Genomic DNA, 26,148 nt, shown 5'->3' with positions numbered 1-26,148 from the left:
AGCACCCGGGCGACCGACGGGACGTCGGCAATTGAGGGGCCCTAGAGCTCCTCGGAGGCGATGCGCGCGCCCTCGACCAGGGACTCCAGCTTCGCCCACGCGATCTGGCGGTGCAGGCGCCCGCCGAGGCCGCAGTCGGTGGAGGCGATGACGCGCTCCGGGCCGACGAGCTCGGCGAACTTCAGGATGCGGTCGGCGACCAGGCGCGGGTGCTCGACGGCGTTCATCGAGTGCGAGACGACACCCGGATAGATCAGGGTGTTCTCGGGGAGCTCGTGGTCCTGCCAGACGCGCCACTCGTGGGCGTGGCGCGGCGAGGCGCCCTCGAAGGAGAAGCCGCCGACCTTGGCGCGCAGGATCTCGTCGATGATGTCCGCGAACGGCACGTCCGTGGTGTGCGGGCCGTGCCAGGAGCCCCAGCAGATGTGCAGGCGGGTCTGCTCGACGGGCAGGCCGGCCAGGGCGTCGTTGATGGCGTCGATGCGGATGCGCAGCCAGGCGCGGTAGTCCTCGATGGACGGCTCCGGGTTGATCTGGTCCCAGGCCTCGGCCAGGTCCGGCGCGTCGAGCTGCACGGTGAAGCCGGCGTCGGTGATGGCCTTGTACTCCTCGTGCAGTGCGGCCGCGCAGGCGTTGACCACGGCGGTGTCGTCGCCGTAGTGCTCGTCCTTCAGGCGCGCGGCGGCACCCGGGGAGATCGCGGCGATGAAGCCGGCCTGGGCACCCGTGGCGTCGACGGCGTGGCGCAGCAGGGCGGTGTCGCGCGCGACCTCCTCGCCGCCGGCGTAGGTGATCTCACCGGTGAACTTGGGGTTTCCCACCTTGGCGCGGCCGGTGAGGATGCCGGAGTCCGGGTCCGAGTAGGCCTCGCTGAAGCGGGCGCGGTCGCGGCGGTCGGCGAAGCTGGTCAGTTTGATGTTGCCCGGGGTGGAGCGCACGACGTCCTGGTTGGCCCAGCGATCCTCCTCGGTCATGGTCAGGCCGCCGAGGCGGGAGAAGATGTAGTTCCACCAGGCGCCGTAGTCGACGGCACCGGAGGTGATGTGGCCGTACTCGCCGTCGTTGACGATGTCGATGCCCAGCTCGACCTGGCGGGCGACGACCTCGTCGACGGAGGCCTGCAGGATCTCCCGGAACTCCTCGTCGCCGATCTCGCCGGCGTGGCGGCGGTTGTTCGCCTCCAGCAGCTGCGGGGTGCGCGGCAGCGAGCCGACGTGGGTGGTGCGGATGCGCGTGGTCAAGAGCCAGTTCCTCTCGGTCTCGGGTGCGGGCGATTGACGACGTCCCGGTGGGCGCCGTGGGTGCCGCAGGTTACGCAGTCACAGTGTAGCCGTGAAGTTCACGGGCTTTTCAATTTACTTTCAGTAAGCGTTCACAGCGCAGGTTCATCGTGTAACAAGGCAGAAGACCGGGTGCACCCGCTGCGCCCAGCCCGTGCCGAGAATTCCAGACGCTTTATCGAACGGGAGCACAAGTGAAGCACAAGACCCTGCGCACGACCCTCGCCGGCCTGTCGGCCGCCGCCCTGGCCGTGACCCTGACCGCCTGCGCGGACGACTCCGGCTCCTCGGAGGCCTCCGGCGCCCAGGTCGCGGAGACCCGCGAGGGCGAGGCCGGTGACCTGCTCGCCGACCGCTCCGCCAACGGCGACATCGCCGCCCACGGCGGTGCGCGCCGCATCGACGGCGACCAGGCCGCCATGCTGCAGAAGGCGATCGAGAAGTCGGACGCCAAGAACGTCATCCTGCTCATCGGCGACGGCATGGGCGACTCCGAGATCACCGTGGCCCGCAACTACGCCGAGGGCGCCGGCGGCGACTTCGCCGGCATCGACACCCTGCCCGTGACCGGCCAGTACACCCACTACTCGCTGAACAAGGACGACAAGACGCCGAACTACGTCACCGACTCGGCGGCCTCCGGCTCCGCGTGGGCGACCGGCACCAAGACCTTCAACGGCGCCATCTCCGTCGACGCCGACAACAAGCCGCAGGCCAACCTGCTGGAGATCGCCAAGGCCAACGGCCTGGGCACCGGCAACGTCTCCACCGCCGAGATCCAGGACGCCACCCCGGCCGTCCAGCTGGCGCACGTGGAGAAGCGCAAGTGCTACGGCCCGGAGGACACCGAGAAGTGCGGTGACGACCTGCTGGACAAGGGTGGCCGCGGCTCCATCTCCGAGCAGCTGCTCAACACCCGCGCCGACGTCGTGCTCGGCGGCGGCTCCGAGAGCTTCGACCAGAAGGCCAAGGCCGGCGAGTGGGAGGGCAAGACCCTCCGCGAGCAGGCCGAGGAGCGCGGCTACCAGCTGCCGACCAACGCCGAGGAGCTCGACAAGATCACCGAGGCCAACCAGGACTCCCCGGTTCTGGGCCTGTTCTCCGAGGGCAACATGCCCGTGCGCTGGGAGGGCCCGAAGGCCGAGAAGGAGGGCTACCTCGACGAGGCCGCCAAGTGCACCGACAACCCGGAGCGCACCGAGGACATCCCGAAGCTGGCCGACATGACCTCCAAGGCCATCGACCTGCTCAAGGACAACGAGAACGGCTTCTTCCTGCAGGTCGAGGGCGCCAGCATCGACAAGCAGGACCACGCCGCCAACCCCTGCGGCCAGATCGGTGAGACCGTCGACCTGGACGAGGCCGTCCAGGAGGCCCTGAACTTCGCGGCCGAGGACGGCGAGACCCTCGTCGTCGTCACCGCCGACCACGCCCACACCAGCCAGGTCATCGGCAACGTCTCCGAGGAGGACATCAAGGAGATGGCCGAGGAGTCCGGCAAGTCCGAGGAGGAGGTCCGCGCCGCGGTCTACCCGGGCCTGTCGCGCAAGCTCGTCACCAAGGACGGCGCCGAGATGACCGTCGGCTACGCCACCAGCGAGAACATGGACGTCACCGACCAGTCGCACACCGGCGCCCAGCTGCGCATCGCCGCCTTCGGCCCCGGCGCCGCGAACGTGACCGGCCTGACCGACCAGACCGACCTCTTCTTCACGGTCCGCGACGCGCTGGGCCTCGACGAGTCGAAGTTCGACGTCAACGCCGAGCCCGACACCAGCAAGTAGGCACGCAGGCACAGGTCACCCGGGCGGGCGGCGGGCCCAGCGCACCAGCGCCGGCAGCGGGCAGCACACCAGCTGACCGGACCGCGGCGGGACATCCCCGCCGCTCCCACTCCCCCGGCGCGCTGACCTGAGGACCTGAGAACCCGAAAGCCTGAAAGCCTGAAAGCGGGCGCCCCACACGGGGCGCCCGCTTTCTGCGGTTCCCGGGGCTGCCACACCGAGGTGCAGCGCAGGCGCCGGCACTTGCGCGCAGCAGCGCCCAACCCGAAGGGAACCGCGCACGGGGACCGACGGGACGTCGGCAATTGAGGGGCGTCAGCCCAGGATGCCGGGGCCCATCGACGCCTTGAGGTCGCCCATCAGGGAGGAGGAGCGCTCGACGCGGAGGTGCTCGTCAAGCACCATCAGCTGGCTGTCCGAGCCGTTGGTCAGGTTGAGGTAGACGTCGCTGTCGCCGGGGTTGCGCTGCAGCACGTGCTTGAGCTTGGCGATGTTGGTCAGGGTGCACTGGTCGGTGCGCATCGTCAGGCGCAGCGGCAGGCCGCGGCCGTTGCCGGCGCCGAGGTCCGGGACCTTCAGGTCGTCGCAGAAGAGGCTCATGCGGTCGTCGCGCACGTTGACGTGCACGCGGGCGAGTATGATGTTGTCCTCGACGATCTGCGGGGCCACCAGCGAGTAGACCTTGTTGAACACCAGGATCTCCGCCGAGGCGCCGTTGTGGTCCTCCACCGTGACGATCGCCCAGGGCGAGCCGTCCTTCTTGGAGAAGCGCCGGTCCACAGCCGAGATGATGCCGCCGATGACCAGCTCCTGGCGGTCGTGGACCTCGCCGGAGATGATCTTCGTGATCGGGGTGTCCGTCTGCGCGTTGAGCGCCTCCTCGAAGCCGTCGAGCGGGTGACCCGAGACGTAGAGGCCGAGCATCTCGCGCTCCAGAGCGAGCTTGTGCTTGCGGTCCCACTCCTCGTCGGGGACGTCCACGGCGAAGACGTTGTCCACCGCCGAGGCCTCCTCCCCGCCGCCGAGGCCCGCGAAGAGGTCGAACTGGCCGCGGTCGGCCGCCTTCTTCGTGGAGGTCACCGCGTCGACGGCGTCCTCGTGGATCAGCGCCAGGCCCTTGCGCGGCAGGTCCATCGAGTCGAAGGCGCCAGCCTTGATCAGGGACTCCGTGACGCGCTTGTTGCAGGCGACGAGGTCGATCTTCTCCAGGTAGTCGGAGAAGTCCCGGTAGGCGCCCTTCTCCTGGCGGGCGCGCACGATGCCGGCGACGACGTCGTGGCCGACGTTGCGGATCGCGCCCAGGCCGAAGCGGATGTCCTCGCCGACGGCCATGAAGTCGTCCTCGGACTCGTTGACGTCCGGGGAGAGCACGCGGATGCCCAGGTGGCGGCAGTCCGAGAGGTATAGCGCCGACTTGTCCTTGTTGCTGGCCACCGAGGACAGCAGCGCGGCCATGTACTCGGCGGTGTAGTTCGCCTTCAGGTAGGCCGTCCAGTAGCTGACCAGGCCGTAGCCCGCGGCGTGGGACTTGTTGAACGCGTAGGAGGCGAACGGCTCGATGGTGCCCCACAGCGCGTCGATGGCGTCCTTGGAGTAGCCGTTGTCCTTCATGCCGCCGGCGAACTTCTCGTACTGCTTCGCCAGGACCTCGGGCTTCTTCTTGCCCATGGCCTTACGGAAGTTGTCGGCCTCGCCGGCGGTGTAGTTGGCCACCTTCTGCGAGATACGCATGATCTGCTCCTGGTAGACGATCAGACCGTAGGTCTCCTCCAGGATGTCGTGCAGCGGCTCCTCCAGCTCCGGGTGGATCGGGGTCATCGGCTTACGGCCGTTCTTGCGGTCGGCGTAGTCGAAGTGGGCGTTGACGCCCATCGGGCCCGGACGGTAGAGGGCCAGGGAGGCGACGATGTCCTTGAAGCCCGTCGGCTTCATGCGCTTGAGCAGCTCCTGCATGCCGCCGCCGTCGAGCTGGAAGATGCCGAGGGTGTCGCCGCGGCCGAGCAGCTCGTAGACCTTCGGGTCGTCGGTGACCAGCTCCTCGAGGTGGATCTCCTCGCCGCGGTTCTTCTTGATGTTCTCCACGGCGTCGCCCAGCACGGTCAGGTTGCGCAGGCCCAGAAAGTCCATCTTCAGCAGGCCGATGGCCTCGCAGGCCGGGTAGTCCCAGCCGGTGATGATCGCCCCGTCCGCGGGCCGCTTCCACATCGGGATGTGGTCCATCAGCGGCACCGAGGCCATGATCACCGCGCAGGCGTGGACGCCGGCCTGGCGGACCACGCCCTCCAGGCCGAGGGCCGTGTCATAGATCTTGCGCACGTCCGGGTCAGCCTCGATGAGGCTGCGCACCTCGCCGGCCTCGGCGTAGCGGTCGTGCTCCGGGTCGGTGATGCCGTGCAGCGGGATGTCCTTGGCCATGATCGCCGGCGGCAGGGCCTTGGTGATGCGGTCGGCCATCTGGTAGCCGGGCTGGCCGAACTGCACGCGGGCGGAGTCCTTCAGCGCCTGCTTGGTCTTGACGGTGCCGAAGGTGATCACCTGGGCGATCTTGTCCGCGCCCCAGCGGTCGGCGGCGTAGCGGATCATCTCCTCGCGGCGGCGGTCGTCGAAGTCGATGTCGATATCCGGTGCGGAGGGGCGCTCCGGGTTGAGGAATCGCTCGAAGAGGAGGTCGTGCTCCATCGGGTCGATGTTGGTGATGGTCAGCGCGTAGGCGACCAGGGAGCCGGCGGCCGAGCCACGACCCGGCCCGACGCGGATGCCGACCTTGCGGGCGTGCTTGATCAGCTCGGCGACGATGAGGAAGTAGGACGGGTAGCCCTTCATGTCGATGACGCCGATCTCGTACTTGGCGCGCTCGGTGTACTTCTCGGGCACCTCGCCGTCCGGGAAACGGTTGGCCAGCCCGCGCATGACCTCCTCGGTCAGCCAGGAGGTCGGGGTGTAGCCCTCCGGGACGTCGGCGATCGGCATGCGGTCGTGGGGGTGCTCCTCCCACAGCTCCGAGTAGTCGCCGACGCGCTCGGCGATCCAGAGGGTGTTGTCGCAGCCGTCCGGCACGATGTCGTCGAACATCTCGCGCATCTGTTCGGCGGACTTCAGGTAGTACTCGGGGCCGTTGAACTTGAAGCGGTCCGGGTCGTGCAGGGTCTTGCCGGTCTGGACGCAGAGCATGGCCTCGTGGGGGCCGGCCTGGGACTGCAGCACGTAGTGGCAGTCGTTGGTCACCAGCGGCGGCAGGTTGAGCTTGCGGCCGACCTCGAGGAGCTCGCGGCGCACGCGCTGCTCGATGTCGAGGTCGTGGTCCATCAGCTCGAGGAAGAAGTTGTCCTTGCCGTAGATGTCCTGCCACTTGGCGGCGGCCTCGACGGCGGCGTCGAACTGGCCGAGGCGCAGGTGGGTCTGCACGTCGCCGGAGGGGCAGCCGGTGGTGGCGATGATGCCCTCGGCGTGCTCGGCGATCAGGTCGGCGTCCATGCGCGGCCATTTGCCCAGCTGACCTTCGTAGGAGGCCAGCGAGGAGAGCTTGAAGAGGTTGTGCAGGCCGGTGGCGTTCTCGGCGAGCATGGTCTGGTGCAGGTAGGCGCCGGAGGCGGAGACGTCGTCGGACTTCTGGTGCGGCTCGCCCCAGCGGATGCGCTTCTTGTTGAAGCGGCTCTCGGGCGCCATGTAGGTCTCGATGCCGATGATCGGCTTGATGCCGGCCTTGGTCATGGTCCGGTAGAAGTTGTCGGTGCCGAACATGTTGCCGTGGTCGGTGATGCCGACGGCGGGCATGCCCTGGCGGACGGCCTCCTCGGCGAGCATGTCCACCTTCGCCATGCCGTCGAGCATGGAGTATTCGGTGTGGTTGTGCAGGTGGACGAAGCCCGATTTTTTGACCATGGCAGCCAGTGTATCGATGCGCGCAAGTACGATCACGGCCATGCTCTTCGGTGTCCTGGCCTACCTGTTGTGGGGCGTTTTCCCGGCCTTCTTCCCGCTGCTGCTGCCCGCCGGTCCGCTGGAGATTCTGGCCCACCGCATCGTGTGGACGGCGCTGCTGATGGTCGTGGTGCTCGCGGTGACGCGCGGGTGGCGCGAGCTGCGCGCGGCCGGGCGGGCGCAGTGGGCGCGCATGGCGCTGGCGGGCGTGGTCGTGGCCGGCAACTGGCTGATCTACGTCGTCGCGGTCAACTCGGGCCACGTCGCCGACGCGGCGCTGGGCTACTTCATCAACCCGATCGTCAGTGTGCTGCTCGGCGTGCTCTTCCTCAACGAGCGGCTGCGCCCGGCGCAGACGGCGGCGGTGGGCATCGCGGCGGTGGGCGTGGTGTGGCTGGCGGTGCTCGGCGAGCAGCCGCCGGTGATGGGCGTGGGCCTGGCACTGACTTTCGGCTGCTACGGGCTGCTCAAGAAGAAGGTGACGGTGTCCTCGGCGGCGTCCCTGACGGCGGAGACGCTGGTGCTCACGCCGGTGGCGGCGGTGTATCTGGCGGTGCTCGCCGTGGGCGGGCAGGCGACGTTCGGCAACGCGGGTGCGACGAATGCGGCGTTGCTGGCGGTCTCCGGCGTGGTGACGGCGCTGCCGCTGCTGCTCTTCGGCGCGGCGGCGCACCGCCTGCCCCTGGCGACGATCGGCATGCTGCAGTTCCTCACGCCGACGATGCAGATGCTGTGGGCGCTGTTCGTGGTCGACGAGCAGCTCAGCCCGGCGCGCTGGGCGGGCTTCGTGATCATCTGGGTGGCCGTCGCCGTATTCATTGCGGACATCGCGCGCACCGCCCGTCGCGCCCGACGCGCCCGCTGTGCGGGCGCCGCCCCGATTGACGACGCCCCGCGTGGCGACGCTGCGGGTTAGACACCCGTCTCCTCGTCCCCCCCCGTGTCCTCACCCCGCCGCGGCCCTGCCGCCGCTCTCCTGCTTCCCTTTATCTCCGGAGCACACCGGATTCCGGGCCTCCGAGCTCCGTCGATCCGCCTCGCGGATTCCCGGGCCCTTAGCTGAGACAGCCGGGCTGCGCCACTGCGGGGCGGGCCGGGGTGTGGATGCCCGGGGGTGTTCCACAGCCGGGCGGCCGTGCTCTCGCGGAGCGGGGCGGCGGCCGGGATGCTGGGGGCCATGAACCCGCTCGACCAATTCATCGAAGTCTCCGGCCGGGGCATCGCCGTAGCCGAGGCCGCCGCCGGGCTGAGCCGGCACCGACTCATCGATCTCGGCGTCGTGCCGGCGGACGCGCAGAAGATCGCCCGCGTCTCCGCGATCTACTTCCCCGCCAACCGCACCACGTCCCCGGCGATCGCCGCGGCCCACGAGAACCGCCACTCGCTGGCCACCCTCGACATGATCGAGAACTACGCACGCAAAGTCACCGACCAGCGCCGTGCCTGGGGCTTCCGCAGGCGGGCCTGCGGCACGGCCGGCGACCACCAGGCCGTCAAGGAGGCCTGCGAGCGTCTGCTCCTCGAGTTCAACGGGCCGGAGGCCCCGGAACCGGAGCGGCGGGCGTCGCTGCGCCTGATCAACTCGAAGACGCGCGGCCCCGGGCTCATCTTCCACGGTTCCTCCACCCAGGTCTCCACGATCTACCGGGCCGCCTTCGAGCAGGCCCGGCAGAACCTCGCCCGGGCCGCCGCCCAGGATGACGCCGAGTCGGATGGCCGGTCCGACGTCCAGACGGATCTCCACGGCGCTGCCGACGCCGTCACCGGCGGCCGGCCGGCACCGCAGCCGGGTACGCAGGCCGACGGGCAGGACGGCGCCCGGATCGACCGGTTCGATCTCGGCGAGGCCTTCGCCGAGGTGCTCGCCCGGGGTGTCCCGGAGACCGTCTATCACGCGGGGGTCGGCATCGTGCTTGACGAGTACACGCAGGTCCTCGCCGGCGACGGCGACGACGTCCAGCTGCTCGCCTCCGACGGCGCCCGGATGACCGGCTCCGAGTTCGTCCGGCTCATGCTCCGGGACCGCGCGGTGGTCGACCGGGCCGTGCTGGTCCACCCGGTCAAGGGGCCGGTCGACCTCTACCGGTTGGAGCGTTTCGCCTCGCCCAAGCAGCGCGAGATCCTCCAGCAGGTCTACGGGGTCTGCGCCCACCCGGAGTGCAACCGGCCGGGCGCCTACAGCGAGGCGCACCACAAGGGCAGCTTCGCCCGCGGCGGGATGACCAACCTGGACAACCTGCTGCTGCTCTGCCCTTGGCACAACGCCGCCAACGACGACGACCCGGACGCCCCCGCCCGGCACGGCCGCATCGAGTCCGACGGGCTCGACGTCTACCGGCGGCTGCCGGGCGGGAGGCGGCAGCGGGACCACACGCCGACGATGGCACGGCGCATCCTGAACGCCCACGCCGAGGCCAGCGCCGCCGCCTGCCCCGGCGCCTGACCCGGCGCCGGCCCCGAGCCGGCCGCACCCCGCGCGCGCCCCGAGCCAGCCGCGCCCCGCGCGCGACGCACCGAGCCGAGTCGGCCACACGGCCCCGCGCTCCACGCGCCCCTGCATATATCGCGGGGAGACACCCGGACCGGTTCCTCCACGAGGGGGGGAGGAACCGGGAATCCGGCATGCCCGACGCCACCGGCCCTCCCCACACGCCGGAGCAGGCCGGGCCTCGGCGTGCCCGGAGTCAGTGCGCAACCGCACGGAGCTGCGCCACAGCCAGCAGGGGGAGCGCTGTCAGCACAGCGTGGTCAGCACAGCGTGGTCAGCACAGCGTAGTCAGCGCGGCACAGTGAACGCGGCTCAGTCAGTCCAGTACGACGGGGCGCACGCCGGTGCGGCCCCACGCCGCATCGGAGGGCAGGGCCTCGACCACCGCGACGTCGTCAATCTGGGTGAGCGCACGCAACGCAGAACCGGAGTCGTAGGCGACGACGCCGTCGAGGCGGTCGGCCTCGAACGGGGCGCGGGCCAGCTCGCGGGCGAAGACGTCGGCGCGGGTGGCACCGGCGACGGGTTCGGGAATCTGGATCAGGCCGGCCTCGTGGGCCACGACCGCCGAGACCCGCCCCAGGCCGCGCGTCGCCTCGTCCGCGGCCTCGGTGTCCAGCGGCGCGGCGAAGGTCACGAGGGCCCACACGGGCTGGTCGGCGGGGGCCTCGGCGAGCGAGTCGGCGGCACGCGAGCGGTAGTCCGCCACGGACTCGTGGGAGTCCATGCCCAGCTGGTCGCCGTTGACGGGGTCCGGGCGGTCGGTCAGGTCCGAACGCGACGCCAGCAGCACCACCGCCAGGGCGATCAGCGCCAGCACCGCCGCCGCGACGACGCCCCGCCTCACCGCCGGACCATCTCCAGCGCCCGCGAGAGGTCCTCCGGGTAGGGCGCGGTGATCTCCATGCGGCGGCCGTCGGCCGGGTGGTCGAAGCCCAGGCACACCGCGTGCAGCCACTGGTGGTTCAGGCCGAGGCGCTCAGCGAGCCTCGGGTCGCCGCCGTACATCGGGTCGCCCACGCACGGGTGGCGCAACGCGGACATGTGCACGCGGATCTGGTGCGTGCGGCCCGTCTCCAGGTGCACCTCCAGCAGCGTCGCCTCGGGGAAGGCCTCCAGGGTCTTGTAGTGCGTGACCGCCGGCTTGCCGTCGGAGACCACCGCGAAGCGCCAGCCGGCCTTCGGGTGGCGGCCGATCGGCGCGTCGACCGTGCCGTTGAACGGGTCCGGGTGGCCCTGCACCAGCGCGTGGTAGGTCTTGGAGACCGTGCGCTCGCGGAAGGCGCGCTTGAGCATCGAGTAGCCGCGCTCGCTGGCGGCCACGACCATCACCCCGGAGGTGCCCACGTCCAGGCGCTGGACGATGCCCTTGCGCTCCGGCGGGCCCGAGGTGGAGATGCGGAAGCCCGCCGCGGCCAGCCCGCCGGTGACGGTGGGCCCGTCCCAGCCGACCGTCGGGTGCGCGGCCACGCCCACCGGCTTGTTGACGGCGATGACGTCCGCGTCCGAGTACAGGATGTCCATGCCCTCGACCTCGCGCGGCGTCTCGGCCTCCAGCGGGCGCGCCGGCTCCGGGAGGGTGACCTCCAGCCAGGCACCCTCCGCCAGGCGCGCGGACTTGCCCACGGGCGAATTTTCGACGAGCACGTCACCGTCCTCCGCCAATTGTGCGGCGACGGCGCGTGAGACGCCGAAGAGGCGGGCGACGCCGGCGTCGGCGCGCATGCCGGCCAGGCCCTCGGGGACGGGAAGTTGGCGGACCTCACGCACGGGCGGGCTCCTCTCCCTCGGCGTCGGTTTCTGCGGCGGTGGCGGCAGTGGCTGCGCCGGCGGCGGTGGCGCCCGCGTCCGGTGCACCGGTCTCGCCGGACCCCGCATCGGTCTCCCCCGCGTCGGCCTCGTCGTCGCCCGGCTGCTCGCCGGCCTGCTCGCCGAAGAACATGCCCAGCACGAAGACGACCACCCCGACCGTGATCGCGGAGTCGGCGAGGTTGAACACGGCGAAGTTGCCCACGGAGATGAAGTCGACGACGTGGCCGACGAAGAACGCGGGCTCGCGGAAGAGCCGGTCGACGAGGTTGCCGGCCGCTCCCCCGGCGATCAGGGCCAGCCCCACCGCGGTCCACCGGTCGTGCACCCGCGGCGCGGCGGCGGCCACGCCGACGACGAACGCGATCTGGATGCAGGTGAACAGCCACGTCGAGTCGCTGCCCATGGAGAAGGCCGCGCCGGAGTTGAACAGGAGCGTGAAGCGGAACCAGTCGCCGATCACCGCCACCGGCTGCCCGGGTTCCAGCCACCCGAGCATCAGCGTCTTGACCGACTGGTCGACCACGGCGACGGCGACCACCACCGCGGCCATCATGGCGGCGTATCCGCCCCCGTTCTCTCTCGGCTTCGTACTCACGCGACCATTATCACCGCCGCGGTGCGCCCGTGGCCAACCGCACCCGGCACGCACGGTAAATTAGTCACCGTGTCTGAAACCCCTCGACCGCAATTCCCGCGCCGGCGCGCCCTGCTCGCCCTGGCGGCGTCGCTGAGCCTCGCCCTGGTCGGCTGCGGCTCGGAGGCGGGTCTGCCCGACGACGACACCCGCACCGAGCAGGCCGTCGGCCTCGAGGTCGACCCCGTGCGCGTCACCGTCCAGGACGCCGGCGCCGAGCCGCGCGCCAACCTGGAGTTCCGGGACGTCGACAATCCGGCGCAGGAGACGACGGCGACGGTCGCACGCGGCTTCGCGCAGTCCGTCGCCCCCGCGGAAAAGGCCGACCCGGCCGCGCCCGCCGCGCCGGAGAGCCTCGACGCACCGGGGCTGAAGGCGACCTCGCTGCCGCTCACCGCCGCGACCACGGAGGCCGCCGCGGAGGACAACGGCACCCGGCGCGTCCAGTTCCGCCTCGGCGAGACCGACGACCTGCCCGGCGCGGCCGGTTTCGAGGCCGGCTGGACCGCGGAGGCCTCCGGCAAGGTCTCCACCGTCCGCCTCGCCCCGCCCGTCGACGCCGACGACGACACCCGCGCCGCCGCCGAGGACGCCGTGATGGGCATCGCCTCGCTGCCGGTCGTCTTCCCCGCCGACCCCGTCGGCCCCGGCGCGTCCTGGACCGTCGACTCGCGGGTGACCGGCCAGTCGACGCTGCTGCAGACGACGACCTACACGCTGGACAACGTCGACGGCGACCGTGTCGAGCTGTCCGTGGCCGTCCAACAGCGCCCGGCGGTCGGCGCGCTCGACATGTCCGGGGTGCCCGACGCCCCCGACGGCGAGCTGCGGGTGCTGCACTCCACCACGTCCTCGCGCGGTTCGCTGAACGTCGACCTGACCCGGCCGCTGCCGGTGGCCGGCACGGTCGCGGCGACCACCCGCGTGACCTACGGCGGCGACGGCGACAACCGCGTCATGCAGGACACCACCACCGCCCTCTCCTTCGGCTAGAACGGCAGGAACCGTGACCGAGACCAGGTACCACCACATCAAGCTGGACGGGGTGGGCTTCTCCTACCCCACCCACCGCGTGCTCACGGACGTGACGTTCACCGTGCCCGCCGGCCGCGTGATCGGGCTGATCGGCGAGAACGGCAGCGGCAAGTCGACGCTGATCTCGCTGATCAGCAAGCAGCGCCACCGAGACACCGGCTCGGTGGTGCGCCCGCCGGTGACCGGCTTCATGGAGCAGGAGACCTCGCTGCCGGCCACCGCACCGGCGCACGAGCTTATCGACGCCGCCGTCGCCGAGCTGCGCGGCATCGAGGCCGAGATCACGCGCCTGTCCGAGGCCATGGCCGCCGGCACCGCCGGAATTGACGACGCCGCGGCCTTCGACGCCGCACTGGCGCGTGCGGCCGAGGCAGGTGTGTGGGAGTTGGACGCCCGCATCGCCGAGGTGCTCGCCGGGCTGGGGCTGGCGGGGGTGGACCTGAAGACGCCGCTGGGCGACCTGTCCGGCGGGCAACGCCGCCGCTTCGCGCTGGCGGCGCTGCTGCTGCGACCGCTGGACGCGATGGTGCTCGACGAGCCCACCAACCACCTGGACGACGACGCGGTGGACTTCCTCATCGACGAGCTGCGGGCCTTCCCCGGGCCGGTGCTGGTGGCCAGCCACGACCGTTACTTCCTCGACGAGGTGGCCGACTTCATCGTGGACATGGACCCCTCGCTGGACCCGGAGGGGCGGGCCGAGGAGGGGCTGACGCGCCAGGACACGCTCTTCGGCGGCGGGTTCTCCGACTACCTGAAGGCGCGCGAGAAGGCCCGGCGGCTGTGGCGGGAGCGCTACAACGCCCAGGAGCAGGAGCGCGAGCGGCTCGAGTCGCGCGCACGGCAGACCGGCGAGGACGTCTTCCACTCGCAGGTGGCCAAGTCCGAGGTGCGCATGGCCGCGAAGTTCCAGGCGGACCGGGCGGCCAAGACGGTGGGGGCGCGGGTGCGCTCGGCGAAGTCGCGGCTGGCGGACCTGGAGCGCGACGAGATCCCGGCGCCGCCGGAGCGGCTGCGCTTCCGCGGCGTGCCGGACAGCCACCTGGCCAGCCTCGGTGAGCCGACGGTGACGGCGCGGTCCGTGGCGGTCGCGGGGCGGCTGGCGCCGGTGAACCTGAAGGTGCAGCCCGGCGCGCACTGGCTGATCGAGGGGCCCAACGGGGCCGGCAAGTCGACGCTGCTCTCGGTCATCGAGGGCACCGTGGCGCCGACCGCGGGCGAGGTGCGCATCCCCGAGGAGGTCACGATCGCCCGGCTGCGCCAGGACGACCACTGGGAGGACCTGGACCTGCCGGCTGCGGTGGCCTTCGAGCGGGAGGTCGCCAAGGGGCCGTGGGGCCGGTCGAGGAAGGCGAAGACCCCGCCGACGCTGGCCGAGCTGGGGCTGCTCTCCGAGGAGGACGCCGCGCGCCCGCTGCGCGCCCTGTCCTTCGGGCAGCGCCGCCGTGTGGCACTCGGCGCGGTGCTGGCCTCTCCCCCGGACCTGCTGCTTCTCGACGAGCCGACCAACCACCTCTCCCTGGCTCTGGCCGAGGAGCTCGAGGACGCGCTGGCCGACTTCGAGGGCACCGTGCTCATGGCCACCCACGACCGCTGGGTGCGCCGCCGCTGGCAGGGCAAGGTCCTGCACCTCGAGCCGGTCGACGGCCGCGCCTAGTTCTCTCCCGCGGCGCGCCGTCGCCGTAATGGCCGTCGGAGGCCGGGGTCTCTGGAGCCGAGACAGCGCACACAACGCCGAAGGCCCCGCATACCGCACGGTACGCGGGGTCGGGTGGGGCGCGACGTCGGCAAGCGACGTGGCGCGGCGGCGCTTACTACTGCGCCGGGGCCTCCTCGACGGGGGCCTCGGCGGGCGCACCCTCCGGAGCCTCCTCGGCGGGCGCACCCTCAGGAGCACCCTCGGCGGGGTCCTCGGCCGGGGCGTCACCCTGGCACATCGCCGGGACCTGCTCCGGCTCGACGGTGTTGGAGACCAGCATGCACGCCCAGGACTGGGAGAGCTTCCAGACGCCGTCCTCGTGGACGAACTCGACGTCTTCGGCGACCTGGTCCTCCTGGTCGGGCACGCTGAAGACGACCTTCGCGATGACGTACTCCGGGGTGTAGCCCGGCAGGATCGGGTCGACCACGGTGAACTTCGCGCCCGAGTCCTGCTGCGAGGCGGTCATGACGTCGAAAAGCTCCGGGGCGGTCTCGCCGCCCTGCACGGTCTGGGTCTTCTCCTCCAGCGGCACGTTCGGGTCGGTGGCGCGCTGCAGCACCGCGTTGAGCTCCTCGGCGGTCGGCGGCTCGACGCTGGCCTGCGTCGGCGACGAGGTCGCCGCGGACGACGAGGTGGCCTCGCCGTTGTCGGAGTCGTCCGAGCAGGCGCTCAGGGTCAGGCCGAGTCCGACGACGACGGTCGCGGCGGTGATCGTGGAAAACTTCAAGATCTCTCCTCGGTTCAGTCCTTCCCCGGCGGCGCCACCGGGGAGATTTCCGTTAACAGGGTACACGCGAGTGACGTGTGAAGATATTTTCGCCTCGCACGCCTCTCACTCCTCCTGCTCCTCCTGCGCCGCGAGCCAGTCGCCCCAGTCCAGCGAGGCCAACGGATCGCCCGGGGCGAGGTCCGGGTCGTCGACGGCGAAGGTTCGCGCCCGGCCCGGCCCCGTCGCGCGCGTCTCGAAGCGCACCGTGACCACCCCGGAGCCCGTGCCCTGCACCCAGCCGTGCCCGAACTCGCTGTGCACCACGTCCTCCGTGGCCCGCCAGCCGCTCTCGGCGGCCTCGGACTCCACGGTGATCTCCAGGCCGGCGCCGTCGGCCGGGGCCGCCGCGCCCACCTCGTAGTCGTCGGTGGCCGCCGAGCTGACCGGCGTGGCCACCAGCAGCTCGTCGAGCTCCGGGAAGAGCACGTCCTGACGCGCGTCCTCCAGACCGGAGTAGCCCACCCCGACCAGGCGCACCGGGCCGACCTCGTCCGGGTAACGGGTCAGCCGGCGCGCCACCGCCCCCAGCGTCGCCTCGTCGTCGGTGGCGTGGCCCAGCGTCGCCGAACGGGACTCGATGTGGAAGTCCGCCATGCGCAACTTGACCGTCACCGTGCGCGCCCCGCGACCGTCGTTAAGCAGGCGACGGTGCGCGTCCTCGGCGGCCCTCTTTACGGCGGCGTCGACCTGCGCGCGCGTGACCAGGTCGCGCGGGTAGGTGTGCTCGGCGGAGACGGACTTGGCCTCGGCGCGCGGCTCGACGGGGCGGTCGTCGTGGCCGCGCGCCAGCTGCCACAGCTGCACGCCCACCGTCGCGCCGAGGGTCAGCTCGACCTCGCGGCGCGACATCGCCGCCAGGTCCCCGATCGTCTCCACCCCGGCGGTGCGGAGATTCGCACCGGTCACCGGCCCCACACCCCAGAGCTTGTCGACGCCCAGCGGGTGCAGGAAGTCGAGCTCCTCGGCGTGCGGGATGACACGGTGGCCGTCGGGCTTGGCCTCGCCGGAGCCGATCTTGGCGAACTGCTTGCCCGAGCCCGCGCCCACCGACGCCGGCAGCCCCGTCTCCTCGCGGATCGCGGCGCGCAGCTCCTCAGCCCACTCCGTGACCTCCTCGGCGGTGGCGCCGACCAGGGCGGGCGGCTCGAGGAAGGCCTCGTCGATGGACAGCTGCTCGATCTTGTCGGCCGGCACGAAGCGCGCCACCGTGGCGAAGACGCGGCGCGAGGCCGTGGAGTAGACAATGCGGCGCGGGGCGACGAGCACGGCCTTCGCGCCGACCAGCGCGGTGGCCCGGTGCATCGGCATCGCGGAGTGGGCACCGTAGCGGCGGGCCTCGTAGGACGCGCCCGCGACCACGCCGCGGCCCGACACCCCGCCGACGAGCACCGGGCGCCCGCGCAGGGTGGGCCGGGTCAGCTGCTCGCAGGACGCGAAGAACGCGTCCATGTCGATGTGGAGGACCCAGCGCTGCATGCCCCCAGGGTATCGGCACCCGCGCGCGTCACCGACGCCGGTGCAGCGCCCACCACCCGCCGACGAACAGCGGCGGCAGCGCGACGGCCGCCGTGGCCAGCGTCCACGTGCCCACCGGGTAGTCGAAGCCCATGAGCACGACCACCCCGAGCAGGAACGCCCCGACGACCACGTCGCTCGCCGTGCCCAGCGGGTTGCGGAAGGCCGGCCGCTCGAGCCGCCCGGCGCGCACCTGGCGCATCATGCCGGCGTGGCTGGCGACGATCATCAGCCACATCCCCAGGATCCCCACCGACCCCAGGTTCAGCACGATCTCGAAGGCCTGGTGCGGCACCACGTAGTTGAGCACGATGCCCGCGACCATCAGCCCGGCGGTCAGCCACACCCCGTTGCGCGGCACGCCGCTGGGCGACATGCGCCCCAGGAACGCCGGCGCGGACCCGGTGTGCGCCAGCGGCTTGAGGATGCGCGCGGTCGCGTAGAGCCCCGCGTTGACGCTGGAGAGCGCGGCGGTGAGCACGACCAGGTTCATGATGTCGCCGGCGACCGGCACCCCGAGCGCGGTCATGAACGTCACGAACGGGCTCTCGTCGCCGGAGTAGACGTCCGCCGGCAGCAGCACGGCCAGCAGGAAGACGCTGCCGACGTAGAAGAGCACGATGCGCCAGACCGTGTTTTTAACCGCGCGGGATCTCGCGGGCGGGCTCCTCGGTCTCGCCGGCGGCCACGCCGATCATGTCGATGCCCGCGTAGGCGAAGATCACGCCCTGGGTCATCACGACCAGCGGCACGACCCCGTTGGGGAACCAGCCGCCGCCCTCGGCGAGCGTGGCCAGCCCGGGCTCGTGCCCGCCGACGTGGTGGCCGGTGACGATCACGGCCACGCCGACGACCATGAAGACCACCAGCGCCGCGACCTTGATGAACGCGAACCAGAACTCCGCCTCGCCGAAGACCTTCACCCCCGCCAGGTTCACCCCGACCACCACGACGAGCGCGACGGCCACCAGCGCCCACTGCGGCACCGACTGGAAGACGGGCCAGTAGCGCAGGTAGACGGCGATGGCGGTCAGCTCGGCGATGCCGACGGTCACCCACGCCATGAAGTAGATCCAGCCGGCGAAGAAGGCGGCCTTGTCGCCGAGGAACTCCCGTGAGTAGCTCGTGAAGGACCCCGACGTCGGCCGGTGGACGACCATCTCGCCGAGCGAGCGCAGCATCAGGTACCCGATCAGCCCGCACACCGCGTAGACGATCGCCAGGCCGGGCCCGCCGGCGTGCAGGCGGCCGCCGGCGCCGAGGAAGAGCCCCGTGCCGAGCGCCCCGCCCAGGGCGATCATCTGGATGTGGCGGTGCTTGAGGTCGCGGCGGTACCCCGCGGTCTCCGCTGCGTGTTCGTCGCGCGCGGGCGCGACGCCTGGTCGACTGGAGACTGTCATGTCTGTGATTATCTCCCCGTCGCGTACCAAGCGGTCTATTTTGAGCGCAGTTATATTCACTCCCCCAATTGCCGACGTCCCGTACGCCCCGCCCGGCGCCCCCGGTTGCGGTGGGCGTTGCGAAGACCTTCGCACGACCCGTCGTGTGACGCCGGCGGGACCGTGCGGCGCACCCCGTACACGGCCCCTCGGCGTCCCTGCGCCGACGTCTCGGCGCACCCGGCGGGAGTCCGGCGCCAAGTGGCGGAAGGCGCGGCGTCGGCAAGCGAAAAGGGGCGCTCCTGACGGTGCGCCCCTCCCGGGCTCTGGGCGACTGCGCCTGAGCCGTTGCGCTCAAGGCACTGCGCCCGAGGCACGGTGCCGGAGACACCGTGCCCGAGCCGACGTGGCTATGCCTTCGCGATCACCGCGGAGACGCCGTCGATGACCTCGTGCGCGTCCTCGCCGAGACCGTCGGTGACCACCTGGAACGAGGTCGCCAGCACCTCCTCGGCGATCCAGGACTCGTGGCGGTGCGCCCACTCGGCCTTCTCCTCCGGCACGGACAGCTCGACCGAGATGCGGTCGGAGACCTCGAGGCCGGCGGCCTTGCGCGCGTCCTGCAGGCCGCGGACCACGTCGGCGGCCCAGCCCTCGGACTCGAGCTCCTCGGTCAGCTCCATGTCGAGCACCACCAGGCCGTCGAGGCCCTCGACGCGCGCGGTGGAGTCCGGGTTCTCCGCGACCAGGCGCTCGGTGTACTCGTCGCCGCTCAGGCGCACGCCGTCGGCGATAACGTCGTCACCCTCGCGGGTGTAGTTGCCCGCCTTGACGGCCTTGATCGCCTTCTGCACGTCGCCGCCCAGGCGCGGGCCGGCGACCTTCGCGTTGACGACGACCTGGAAGGAGCCCACCGAGTCGACGTCGTCGGTGAACTCGACGTTCTTGACATTGACCTCGTCGCGGATGACGTCGGCGAACGGCTCGAGCGCCGCGGTGTCCGGCAGCGCGACGGTCAGCTTCGCCAGCGGCAGACGGTTGCGCATCTTGTGTGCCTTGCGGATCGACGACGCCGCGCTGCACACCGCCCGGGCCGCGTCCATCGCGGCGACCAGGTCCGCGTCGGCCGGGATGTTCTCCGGGTCCGGGAAGTCCGTCAGGTGCACCGAGCGCCCACCGGTCAGGCCGCGCCAGATGACCTCGGAGATCATCGGCAGCAGCGGCGCCGCGGTGCGCGTCAGGGTCTCCAACACCGTGTACAGGGTGTTGAAGGCCTCCGGGAACTCGTCGTCGCCCGTCCAGAAGCGGTCGCGGGAGCGGCGCACGTACCAGTTCGTCAACGCGTCGCAGAACCAGCGCACCTCGTCGCACGCACGCGAGATGTCCGTCGCGTCGAGCGCGTCGCGCACGCCGGCCACGACGTCGTGAAGCTTGGCCAGGATGTAGCGGTCCAGCACGTTGGTCGACTCCACGGACCACTCGGCCGGCTTCGAGGAGTACAGCCGCAGGAAGGAGTAGGCGTTCCACATCGGCAGCAGCGCCTGGCGCACGCCCTCGCGGATGCCCTGCTCGGTGACGATGAGGTTGCCGCCGCGCAGGATCGGCGAGCTCATCAGGAACCAGCGCATGGCGTCCGAGCCGTCGCGGTCGAAGACCTCGTTGACGTTCGGGTAGTTGCCCTTCGACTTCGACATCTTCAGCCCGTCGTTGCCCAGCACGATGCCGTGGGCGACGACCTTCTTGTAGGCCGGGCGGCCGAACAGAGCCGTCGACAGCGCGTGCATGACGTAGAACCAGCCGCGGGTCTGGCCGATGTACTCGACGATGAAGTCCGCCGGCGAGTGGGTCTCGAACCAGTCCTTGTTCTCGAACGGGTAGTGCTTCTGCGCGAACGGCATCGAGCCGGAGTCGAACCAGACGTCCAGGACGTCGGTCACACGGCGCATGGTGGACTTGCCCGTGGGGTCATCCGGGTTCGGGCGGGTCAGCTCGTCGATGTAGGGGCGGTGCAGCGAGGTCGGGCGCACGCCGAAGTCGGCCTCGAGCTCGTCGAGGGAGCCGTAGACGTCCACGCGCGGGTACTCCGGGTCGTCCGAGACCCACGCCGGGATCGGCGAGCCCCAGTAACGCGAGCGCGAGATGTTCCAGTCGCGCGCGCCCTCGAGCCACTTGCCGAACTGCCCGTCACGCACGTGGTCCGGGATCCACTCGATCTGGTCGTGGTTGAGCTCGACCATCAGGTCGCGGAACTTGGTCACGGAGATGAACCAGCTCGGCAGCGCCATGTAGATCAGCGGCTGGCCGGAGCGCCACGAGTGCGGGTAGGAGTGCTCGATGGTCTGGTGACGCAGCACGCGACCGGCGGCCTTGAGGTCGCGGATGATCTCCTTGTTGGCGTCGAAGACCAGCTGGCCCTCGTACTCGGGCACCAGCGAGGTGAACTTGCCGTCCATGTCGACCGGGATGACCAGGTCGATGTCGTTGTCGTTGCAGACGTTCATGTCATCCTCACCGAAGGCCGGGGCGGTGTGGACGATGCCGGTGCCGTCCTCGGTGGTGACGTAGTCGGCGGCCAGCACGCGGAAGGCGCCGGACTCGGCGCGGTCGGCGAAGTGGCTGAAGACGGGCTTGTAGGTCAGGCCCACCAGGTCGGCACCGAGGAAGCTGCCGAGCACCTCGGCATCCTCGCCGAACTCCTTGGCGTAGTCACCGCGCAGCTCGGCGGCGACGAGCAGCTTGGCGCCGGCGAACTCGGCGACGGAGGTCTTCTCGCCGACGCGGACGAGCTCGTAGGTGACCTCGGGGTGGACGGCCAGCGCCAGGTTCGACGGCAGGGTCCACGGGGTGGTGGTCCAGGCGATGGCGGCGGCGTCGTGCAGCTCGGGGTGCTCGGCCCAGGTCTGCACACCGGCGGTGCCCTCCCAGGCGCCGGTCAGCGGAATGGTGACGGTCAGGGTGGGGTCCTGGCGCATCTTGTAGGAGTCGTCGAGGCGGGTCTCCTGGTTGGACAGCGGGGTGTGCTCGGCCCAGGAGTACGGCAGCACGCGGAAGCCCTGGTAGATCAGGCCCTTGTCGTAGAGCTGCTTGAAAGCCCAGATGACGGACTCCATGTAGGTCAGGTCCATCGTCTTGTAGCCGCCCTCGAAGTCGACCCAGCGGGCCTGGTGGGTGACGTACTCCTGCCACTCGTCGGTGTAGGCGAGCACGGACTTGGCGCAGTAGTCGTTGAACTCCGCGAGCCCCATGTCCTCGACCTGGCCCTTGTCGGTGATTCCGAGCTGCTTCTCGGCCTCGAGCTCGGCGGGCAGGCCGTGGGTGTCCCAGCCGAAGACGCGCGGGACGTGGTAGCCGCGCATGGTCTTGTAGCGCGGGATGATGTCCTTGACGTAGCCGGTGAGCAGGTGGCCGTAGTGCGGCAGGCCGTTGGCGAAGGGCGGGCCGTCGTAGAAGACGTAGTCGGGCTGGCCCTCACGCCGGCGCAGCGACTCCCGGAAGGTGTCGTCCTTGTCCCAGTAGGCCAGGACGTTGGTCTCCATCTCGGCGAACCGGGTGGACCCGTCCGTCATGTCGACCTTGGGGTAGGCGTGCCCCACGTCGTTCTTGCTCATCGCTTCCTCCACATTGCTTTCCGACGACCGCGGGGACGGGCCGTGTGCGGCCCGCGGTACCACCCCGCTTGCCGCACCGTGGTGCGGCCGCTTCGTTTGTGGAGGAAGATGACGGTTCCCACCCGTCCGGTTCTACTTGCCGGCGCCGCTTGCGCGGCGCCGGTGTTCTTCCGGAAGGCTCCCCGGTGATGGCCGGCTCACTGCCCGTGATGGCGAACAGTTTAGCCCATGGACCGCGGATCGCCGTCCTCGACGCCACCGGGGGTGGCCGTGGCGCCGGACCGGTGGACTCGTCGAGCGTCTCAGCGGCGGTTGCGGCGCATCCGGAGGAAGTCGACGAGCCACAGGGCCACGGCGGCGGCCAGGGCGATGAACATCAGCACCACGAGCACGGTGTTGTTGGTGGCCACGACGGCGACGAAGAGCACGAATGAAATGCAGGCAAGCAGCAGCACGGCGCTCGTCATCGGGGGCCTCTCCTCGGGGTGTTCGACGGTGTTTCGGGGCTACCCCGAGATTAGCGCGGCGCACGGCCCCACGCCGCCGGCCGAGCCCGCGGGACGAGCCTCCGTGGAAGATCCACCCACCGGGCCCACTTGGCGCACAGTCGCCCCAGGCGTGCGGGTAGTCGCGGGGGCTCCAGCTGCCCGCCCAGGCAAGGCGCACGCGCGCGGTCTGCGGCCAGGCCCGCCATGCGCCGGCGGTTCGTCCCCTCCCCCATGCACGCCGAAAGCCCGGCGGTGGGGGTTCAACCGGCCGGGCCTGAGTTGGCGCGCCGACGCGCTGTCGACGCAGCGGGACGCGGCGCGCCCCCGCGAGGCGGGTTAGTTCTCGCCGCCCTCGTTGGCGTTCGGGGCCGCGCTGCCGCGGGAGTCCAGCTCGTCCAGCTGGGACTGCAGCAGGGTCTTCAGGCGGGTGCGGTACTCGCGCTCGAAGGTACGCAGCTCGGCGATCCGGGTCTCCAGCGCGTTCTGCTGCTGCTTGACCGTGGTCATGATCTCGTTGTGCTTGCGCTCGGCGTCCTTCTGCAGGGACGCGGCCTTCTCCTCGGCCTGGCGGATCTGCGCCTGGGCGCGGGAGTTCGCCTCGGAGGTGGTCTGCTCGGCCTTCTTCTCGGCGTCGGAGACCAGGGTCTTGGCGCGGGTCTCGGCGTCCGAGATCTGCTTCTCGGCGGAGGTGCGCGCCTCCTCGAGCATCGAGGAGGAGTCGGCCTGGGCCTCGGAGGTGAGGCGGTCGGCCATCTCCTGGGCCAGGCTGAGCACCTTGGCGGCCTGCATGTGGGTCTCGGCCGTGGCGGCACCACCGGCGGCGCCGGCGGCACCCGCGGCCGGGGCGGCAGCGGCGGCCTTCTGCTCGCCGGCGGAGGCGGCGGACTTGCGGGCCTCCTCGGCGTCCTTGCGCGCCTTCTCGGCGTCGGCCTTGGCCTGGTCGGCGGCCTTCTTGGCGTCGCCGAGCTTCGCGTCGTACTCGGCGCGCAGCTTCTGCTCGATCTCCTTGCGCAGGGCGGCCTCGTCGACCTGGTCCTCGGTCTTGGCGGCCGGGGCCGGGGCCGGGGTCGCGGCGGCCGCGTCCTTACCCTCGCCGGACTGCAGCTCGCTCACCCGCTGACGGAGGTCCTCGTTCTCGTCCTGGTACTGGGCGAGGGTGTCCTCCACGAGGTCAAGGAACTGGTCGACCTCGTCCTCGTTGTAGCCACGCTTGCCGATCGGCGGCTTACTGAAAGCGACGTTGTGCACATCAGCTGGTGTCAGCGGCATGGGCGTTCCCTTCGGTTCACGGAGTGCAAGCTGCCAGGCCCGCACCGGTTGTTTGTGAATATCTTACGTGTCTACCCCGACAGTGTACCGTCGGCAACAGTGGAAAAGCAGGGGCTTCCCCTTTAATCTTTAGTTGATATTGAGCCGTCTCGCCAACCAACACGCCGCTCAACGGCCGTTGACCCGTTACACCGCAATTCCCGGCGCGGGGAAGAAGATCAGCGTCACCAGCAACGAAATCAGCTGGATGATGATGAAAAGGACGATGACGGAAATATCGAGCGCCACCCCACCCATACGCAGCGGGGGAATGATTCTGCGCAGCGCCTTCACCGGCGGATCGGTGAACCGGAACAACGGTTCAGCGATCGGGTAAAACCAGCGCGGCGGGTTGAATTGGCGGGAAAACGAGTGGATCATCTCGACGATGATCCGCACCACCAGCACCAGCTGGAAAAGGCCGATCAAAAACAGCAGCAGCACTCCGACGGTTTCCACGAGGTGCCACCCTATCAGCGATCAGCCACGTCAGCGGACGCGGGCGGCGCGCTCAAGCTCGGACTGCTCGATGTCCGCGCCCTTCGGGGTCACGGCGAAGACGCGCGGGGCGATCTTGACCATCTTGCCCTCGAGGGCGAAGCAGATGCCGGCGGCGAAGTCGACGATGCGGGTCGCCTCCTTCTGCTCCATGCCGGAGATGTCGAAGACCACGGCGTCGCCGTCACGGAACGGCTCGCCGACGCGGGAGGCCTGGCGGTAGGAGGTCAGCACGACCGGCACCACGGAGGCGCGGCGCTGGTAGTCGTAGCGGCGCGGCTCGTAGGACGCGGCCGGCTCACGGTGCGCCGAGTAGCGCTCACGCTCGGTCTCGCGCGGCTCGTCGGCGTAGTACTCGTCGTCCGCGATCTCGTCCATCGGCGTCAGTCCGAAGAACTCCCGGGCGCTCCTGATGATCGACATCTTCTCCCCTTCTTCCGGTTGGTCTGTGGTGGTTCTCGCTGGCAGGGCGATTGGTTGGTTCTCAGGCTAACGGGCGCGGCCCGAAGATCCCGGTTCCGACACGCACGAGGTCGCTGCCCGCCGCGACCGCGGCCTCCAGGTCGGCGGACATGCCGGCCGACAGGATCATGCCGTCCCCTAAATTATCGACGATCGCGCGTGCCCTCATGAAGGTCCCCTCCGCGTCGGCGCCCAACGGCGGCACACACATCAGCCCGGCCAGGCGCAGGTGCGCCGCGTCCACGACCGCGGCGCACACCGCGTCCAGGTCGGCGTCGGCCACGCCGCCGCGCTCGGGGTCGCCGTCGGCGGACCACTGCACCAGGCAGGGCAGCTCGCCCTCGGCGCGCTCGCCGCGCTCGACGGCCAGGGCCACGCCCCGGTCGAGCTTCTCGGCCAGGCGCACCGAGTCCACCGACTCGACGACGGCCGCCCAACGGGCCACCGAGTTGGCCTTCTTGGTCTGGATCTGGCCGATCATGTGGAACTTCACGCCCGGCAGCGCGGCGGCCTTCTCCCGGGCCTCCTGCTCGCGGTTCTCGCCGAAGGCCTCGACCCCCGCCGCGGCCAGCGCGGCGATGTCGCCCGCCGGGTGGAACTTGGAGACGGGCAGGAGGCGCACGGAACCCGGCTCGCGCCCGGCGGCGCGCTCGGCGTCAAAAATTCGGGCCTTGACCCGCGCCAACGCCGCACGCAGCTCTGCGACGCGTTCGGGCGCGACGTCGTCAATCTCGGTCATCTTCGGATCCTCTCTCGCACCACACCAGTCCCGCCTGCCGGCCGGTGGTGCCCTCGCGCCGGTGGGAGAAAAAACGCGCGTCGGTGATGGTGTCGGCGGGGTCGACGTGGATCTCGGCGACGCCCGCGGCGCGCAGCTGGGCGGCCAGCCCGCGGCGCAGGTCCAACCCGCACGTGCCGGCCGCGGTGGTCGAGCGCGAGCCGGGCAGGGTGCGCTCGACGTCGGCGGCCATCTCGGCGGGCACCTCGTAGCTCGCACCCCCGGCGGCCGGGCCGAGCCAGGCGGTCACGCGCTCGGGGCGCGCGCCCAGGGAGACCATCGTCTCCAACGCGGCGGGCACGATGCCGCCGGCCGCGCCCTCGCGCCCGGCGTGCACGGCCGCGACCACGTGGGCCTCGGCGTCGCCGAGCAGCACCGGCACGCAGTCGGCCACGAGCACGGCGAGCACCACGCCCGGACGGTCCGTGACCACGGCGTCGGTGGCCGGCAGCGGCGCCGCGGCCGGGGCGTCGACCACGCGCACCGTCGTGGAGTGGACCTGATCCATCCACACGATGCGCTCCGGGTCCACGCCGAGGCGCGCCCGGTTGGCGGCCACCGCGGCCGGGTCGTCGCCGACGTGGTGGCCGAGGTTGAGCGAGTCGTACGGCGCGGCGGAGACACCCCCGGCCCGCGCGGTGAACAGGTGCCTCAGCATGGCGTCAGCTTTTCAGCGGCTCAACCGTC

Annotated in this window: 19 protein-coding genes and 1 pseudogene; 5 read left to right on the top strand and 15 right to left on the bottom strand. The window is 70.9% G+C overall.

Translation table 11 applies throughout. The annotated features are described in order from the left end of the window. Positions 1-41 precede the first annotated feature (41 nt). A complete protein-coding gene (locus QP119_RS01345; RefSeq protein WP_284773140.1) occupies positions 42-1,241 on the bottom strand; it encodes a cobalamin-independent methionine synthase II family protein in 1,200 nt (399 codons plus the stop codon). Between the two features lie 233 nt (positions 1,242-1,474). Here QP119_RS01345 and phoA point away from each other — a divergent pair, with 233 nt between their 5' ends. Further along, positions 1,475-3,064 (top strand): alkaline phosphatase, encoded by a 1,590-nt coding sequence (gene phoA, locus QP119_RS01340; RefSeq protein ID WP_284773139.1) that lies wholly within the window; start codon positions 1,475-1,477, stop codon positions 3,062-3,064. A gap of 315 nt (positions 3,065-3,379) precedes the next feature. On the opposite strand, the gene dnaE is transcribed toward phoA, so the two are convergent. Next, a complete protein-coding gene (dnaE, locus tag QP119_RS01335) occupies positions 3,380-6,946 on the bottom strand; it encodes a DNA polymerase III subunit alpha (RefSeq protein WP_284773138.1) in 3,567 nt (1,188 codons plus the stop codon). Between the two features lie 40 nt (positions 6,947-6,986). Here dnaE and rarD point away from each other — a divergent pair, with 40 nt between their 5' ends. After that, the gene (gene rarD, locus QP119_RS01330) at positions 6,987-7,901 is read left to right on the top strand and encodes an EamA family transporter RarD (RefSeq protein ID WP_284773137.1); all 915 of its coding nucleotides are present in this window, start codon (positions 6,987-6,989) and stop codon (positions 7,899-7,901) included. A 261-nt stretch (positions 7,902-8,162) separates the two neighbouring features. Next, positions 8,163-9,428 (top strand): HNH endonuclease signature motif containing protein, encoded by a 1,266-nt coding sequence (locus QP119_RS01325; RefSeq protein ID WP_284773136.1) that lies wholly within the window; start codon positions 8,163-8,165, stop codon positions 9,426-9,428. Between the two features lie 361 nt (positions 9,429-9,789). Here QP119_RS01325 and QP119_RS01320 read toward each other — a convergent pair whose 3' ends face one another. The 3 genes from QP119_RS01320 to lspA are packed head-to-tail and all read right to left on the bottom strand — an operon-like array spanning position 9,790 to position 11,838. After that, on the bottom strand, positions 9,790-10,320 hold the full coding sequence (locus tag QP119_RS01320) for a hypothetical protein (protein ID WP_284773134.1): 531 nt from the start codon (positions 10,318-10,320) through the stop codon (positions 9,790-9,792). Further along, positions 10,317-11,243, bottom strand: a complete 927-nt coding sequence (locus tag QP119_RS01315) for an RluA family pseudouridine synthase (protein WP_284773131.1) — start codon at positions 11,241-11,243, stop codon at positions 10,317-10,319. The genes QP119_RS01320 and QP119_RS01315 overlap by 4 nt, the downstream gene beginning before the upstream one ends. Next, positions 11,236-11,838 carry a signal peptidase II gene (gene lspA, locus QP119_RS01310; RefSeq protein WP_336620394.1) on the bottom strand — a complete coding sequence of 201 codons (603 nt, stop codon included), beginning with the start codon at positions 11,836-11,838 and terminating at the stop codon, positions 11,236-11,238. Before lspA ends, QP119_RS01315 begins: the two co-directional genes overlap by 8 nt. Before the next feature lie 111 nt (positions 11,839-11,949). On the opposite strand from lspA, the gene QP119_RS01305 reads away from it, so the two are divergent. After that, complete coding sequence (locus QP119_RS01305) at positions 11,950-12,912, top strand: hypothetical protein (protein WP_284773130.1); 963 nt, start codon at positions 11,950-11,952, stop codon at positions 12,910-12,912. A 13-nt stretch (positions 12,913-12,925) separates the two neighbouring features. Further along, positions 12,926-14,611: an ABC-F family ATP-binding cassette domain-containing protein gene (locus QP119_RS01300; protein ID WP_284773128.1), complete on the top strand. Its 1,686-nt coding sequence runs from the start codon at positions 12,926-12,928 to the stop codon at positions 14,609-14,611. Between the two features lie 157 nt (positions 14,612-14,768). On the opposite strand, the gene QP119_RS01295 is transcribed toward QP119_RS01300, so the two are convergent. The 10 genes and pseudogenes from QP119_RS01295 to pgeF all read right to left on the bottom strand — a co-directional run bounded on the left by QP119_RS01295 (position 14,769) and on the right by pgeF (position 26,119). Then, entirely contained in the window at positions 14,769-15,383 is a 615-nt protein-coding gene (locus QP119_RS01295; protein ID WP_284773127.1) for a hypothetical protein, read from the bottom strand. A 105-nt stretch (positions 15,384-15,488) separates the two neighbouring features. Continuing rightward, positions 15,489-16,901, bottom strand: a complete 1,413-nt coding sequence (locus QP119_RS01290) for a DNA polymerase IV (protein ID WP_284773126.1) — start codon at positions 16,899-16,901, stop codon at positions 15,489-15,491. Positions 16,902-16,929: 28 nt separating this feature from the next. Continuing rightward, positions 16,930-18,241: pseudogene (locus tag QP119_RS01285) on the bottom strand (amino acid permease). Positions 18,242-18,729: 488 nt separating this feature from the next. Then, entirely contained in the window at positions 18,730-21,927 is a 3,198-nt protein-coding gene (gene ileS, locus QP119_RS01280) for an isoleucine--tRNA ligase (protein WP_284773125.1), read from the bottom strand. Positions 21,928-22,229: 302 nt separating this feature from the next. After that, positions 22,230-22,394, bottom strand: a complete 165-nt coding sequence (locus tag QP119_RS01275; protein WP_284773124.1) for a hypothetical protein — start codon at positions 22,392-22,394, stop codon at positions 22,230-22,232. Between the two features lie 357 nt (positions 22,395-22,751). Beyond that, a complete protein-coding gene (locus tag QP119_RS01270; protein WP_284773122.1) occupies positions 22,752-23,684 on the bottom strand; it encodes a DivIVA domain-containing protein in 933 nt (310 codons plus the stop codon). A 186-nt stretch (positions 23,685-23,870) separates the two neighbouring features. Further along, positions 23,871-24,182, bottom strand: coding sequence for a YggT family protein (locus QP119_RS01265; protein ID WP_284773121.1), 312 nt, complete (start codon positions 24,180-24,182; stop codon positions 23,871-23,873). 30 nt (positions 24,183-24,212) lie between these two features. Continuing rightward, positions 24,213-24,644: a cell division protein SepF gene (locus QP119_RS01260; RefSeq protein WP_284773120.1), complete on the bottom strand. Its 432-nt coding sequence runs from the start codon at positions 24,642-24,644 to the stop codon at positions 24,213-24,215. Positions 24,645-24,705: 61 nt separating this feature from the next. Beyond that, positions 24,706-25,422, bottom strand: coding sequence for a YggS family pyridoxal phosphate-dependent enzyme (locus tag QP119_RS01255; protein WP_284773119.1), 717 nt, complete (start codon positions 25,420-25,422; stop codon positions 24,706-24,708). Then, positions 25,409-26,119: a peptidoglycan editing factor PgeF gene (gene pgeF, locus QP119_RS01250; protein ID WP_284773118.1), complete on the bottom strand. Its 711-nt coding sequence runs from the start codon at positions 26,117-26,119 to the stop codon at positions 25,409-25,411. The genes QP119_RS01255 and pgeF overlap by 14 nt, the downstream gene beginning before the upstream one ends. Between the last annotated feature and the right edge of the window lie 29 nt (positions 26,120-26,148).

The sequence above is a fragment of the Corynebacterium frankenforstense genome (genome assembly GCF_030211955.1).
Classification (GTDB): Bacteria; Actinomycetota; Actinomycetes; order Mycobacteriales; family Mycobacteriaceae; genus Corynebacterium; species Corynebacterium frankenforstense_A.
Note: the sequence above shows the minus strand (reverse complement) of the source record. Positions and strands in the feature narration are given on the sequence as shown.

Excerpts from the sequence above, each read along its gene's own strand:
- ileS (WP_284773125.1), bottom strand. The coding sequence starts at position 21,927 with ATGAGCAAGAACGACGTGGGGCACGCCTACCCCAAGGTCGACATGACG.
- QP119_RS01255 (WP_284773119.1), bottom strand. The coding sequence starts at position 25,422 with ATGACCGAGATTGACGACGTCGCGCCCGAACGCGTCGCAGAGCTGCGT.
- pgeF (WP_284773118.1), bottom strand. The coding sequence starts at position 26,119 with ATGCTGAGGCACCTGTTCACCGCGCGGGCCGGGGGTGTCTCCGCCGCG.
- QP119_RS01275 (WP_284773124.1), bottom strand. The coding sequence starts at position 22,394 with ATGACGAGCGCCGTGCTGCTGCTTGCCTGCATTTCATTCGTGCTCTTC.
- QP119_RS01260 (WP_284773120.1), bottom strand. The coding sequence starts at position 24,644 with ATGTCGATCATCAGGAGCGCCCGGGAGTTCTTCGGACTGACGCCGATG.
- dnaE (WP_284773138.1), bottom strand. The coding sequence starts at position 6,946 with ATGGTCAAAAAATCGGGCTTCGTCCACCTGCACAACCACACCGAATAC.
- QP119_RS01325 (WP_284773136.1), top strand. The coding sequence starts at position 8,163 with ATGAACCCGCTCGACCAATTCATCGAAGTCTCCGGCCGGGGCATCGCC.
- QP119_RS01290 (WP_284773126.1), bottom strand. The coding sequence starts at position 16,901 with ATGCAGCGCTGGGTCCTCCACATCGACATGGACGCGTTCTTCGCGTCC.
- lspA (WP_336620394.1), bottom strand. The coding sequence starts at position 11,838 with ATGATGGCCGCGGTGGTGGTCGCCGTCGCCGTGGTCGACCAGTCGGTC.
- QP119_RS01270 (WP_284773122.1), bottom strand. The coding sequence starts at position 23,684 with ATGCCGCTGACACCAGCTGATGTGCACAACGTCGCTTTCAGTAAGCCG.
- rarD (WP_284773137.1), top strand. The coding sequence starts at position 6,987 with ATGCTCTTCGGTGTCCTGGCCTACCTGTTGTGGGGCGTTTTCCCGGCC.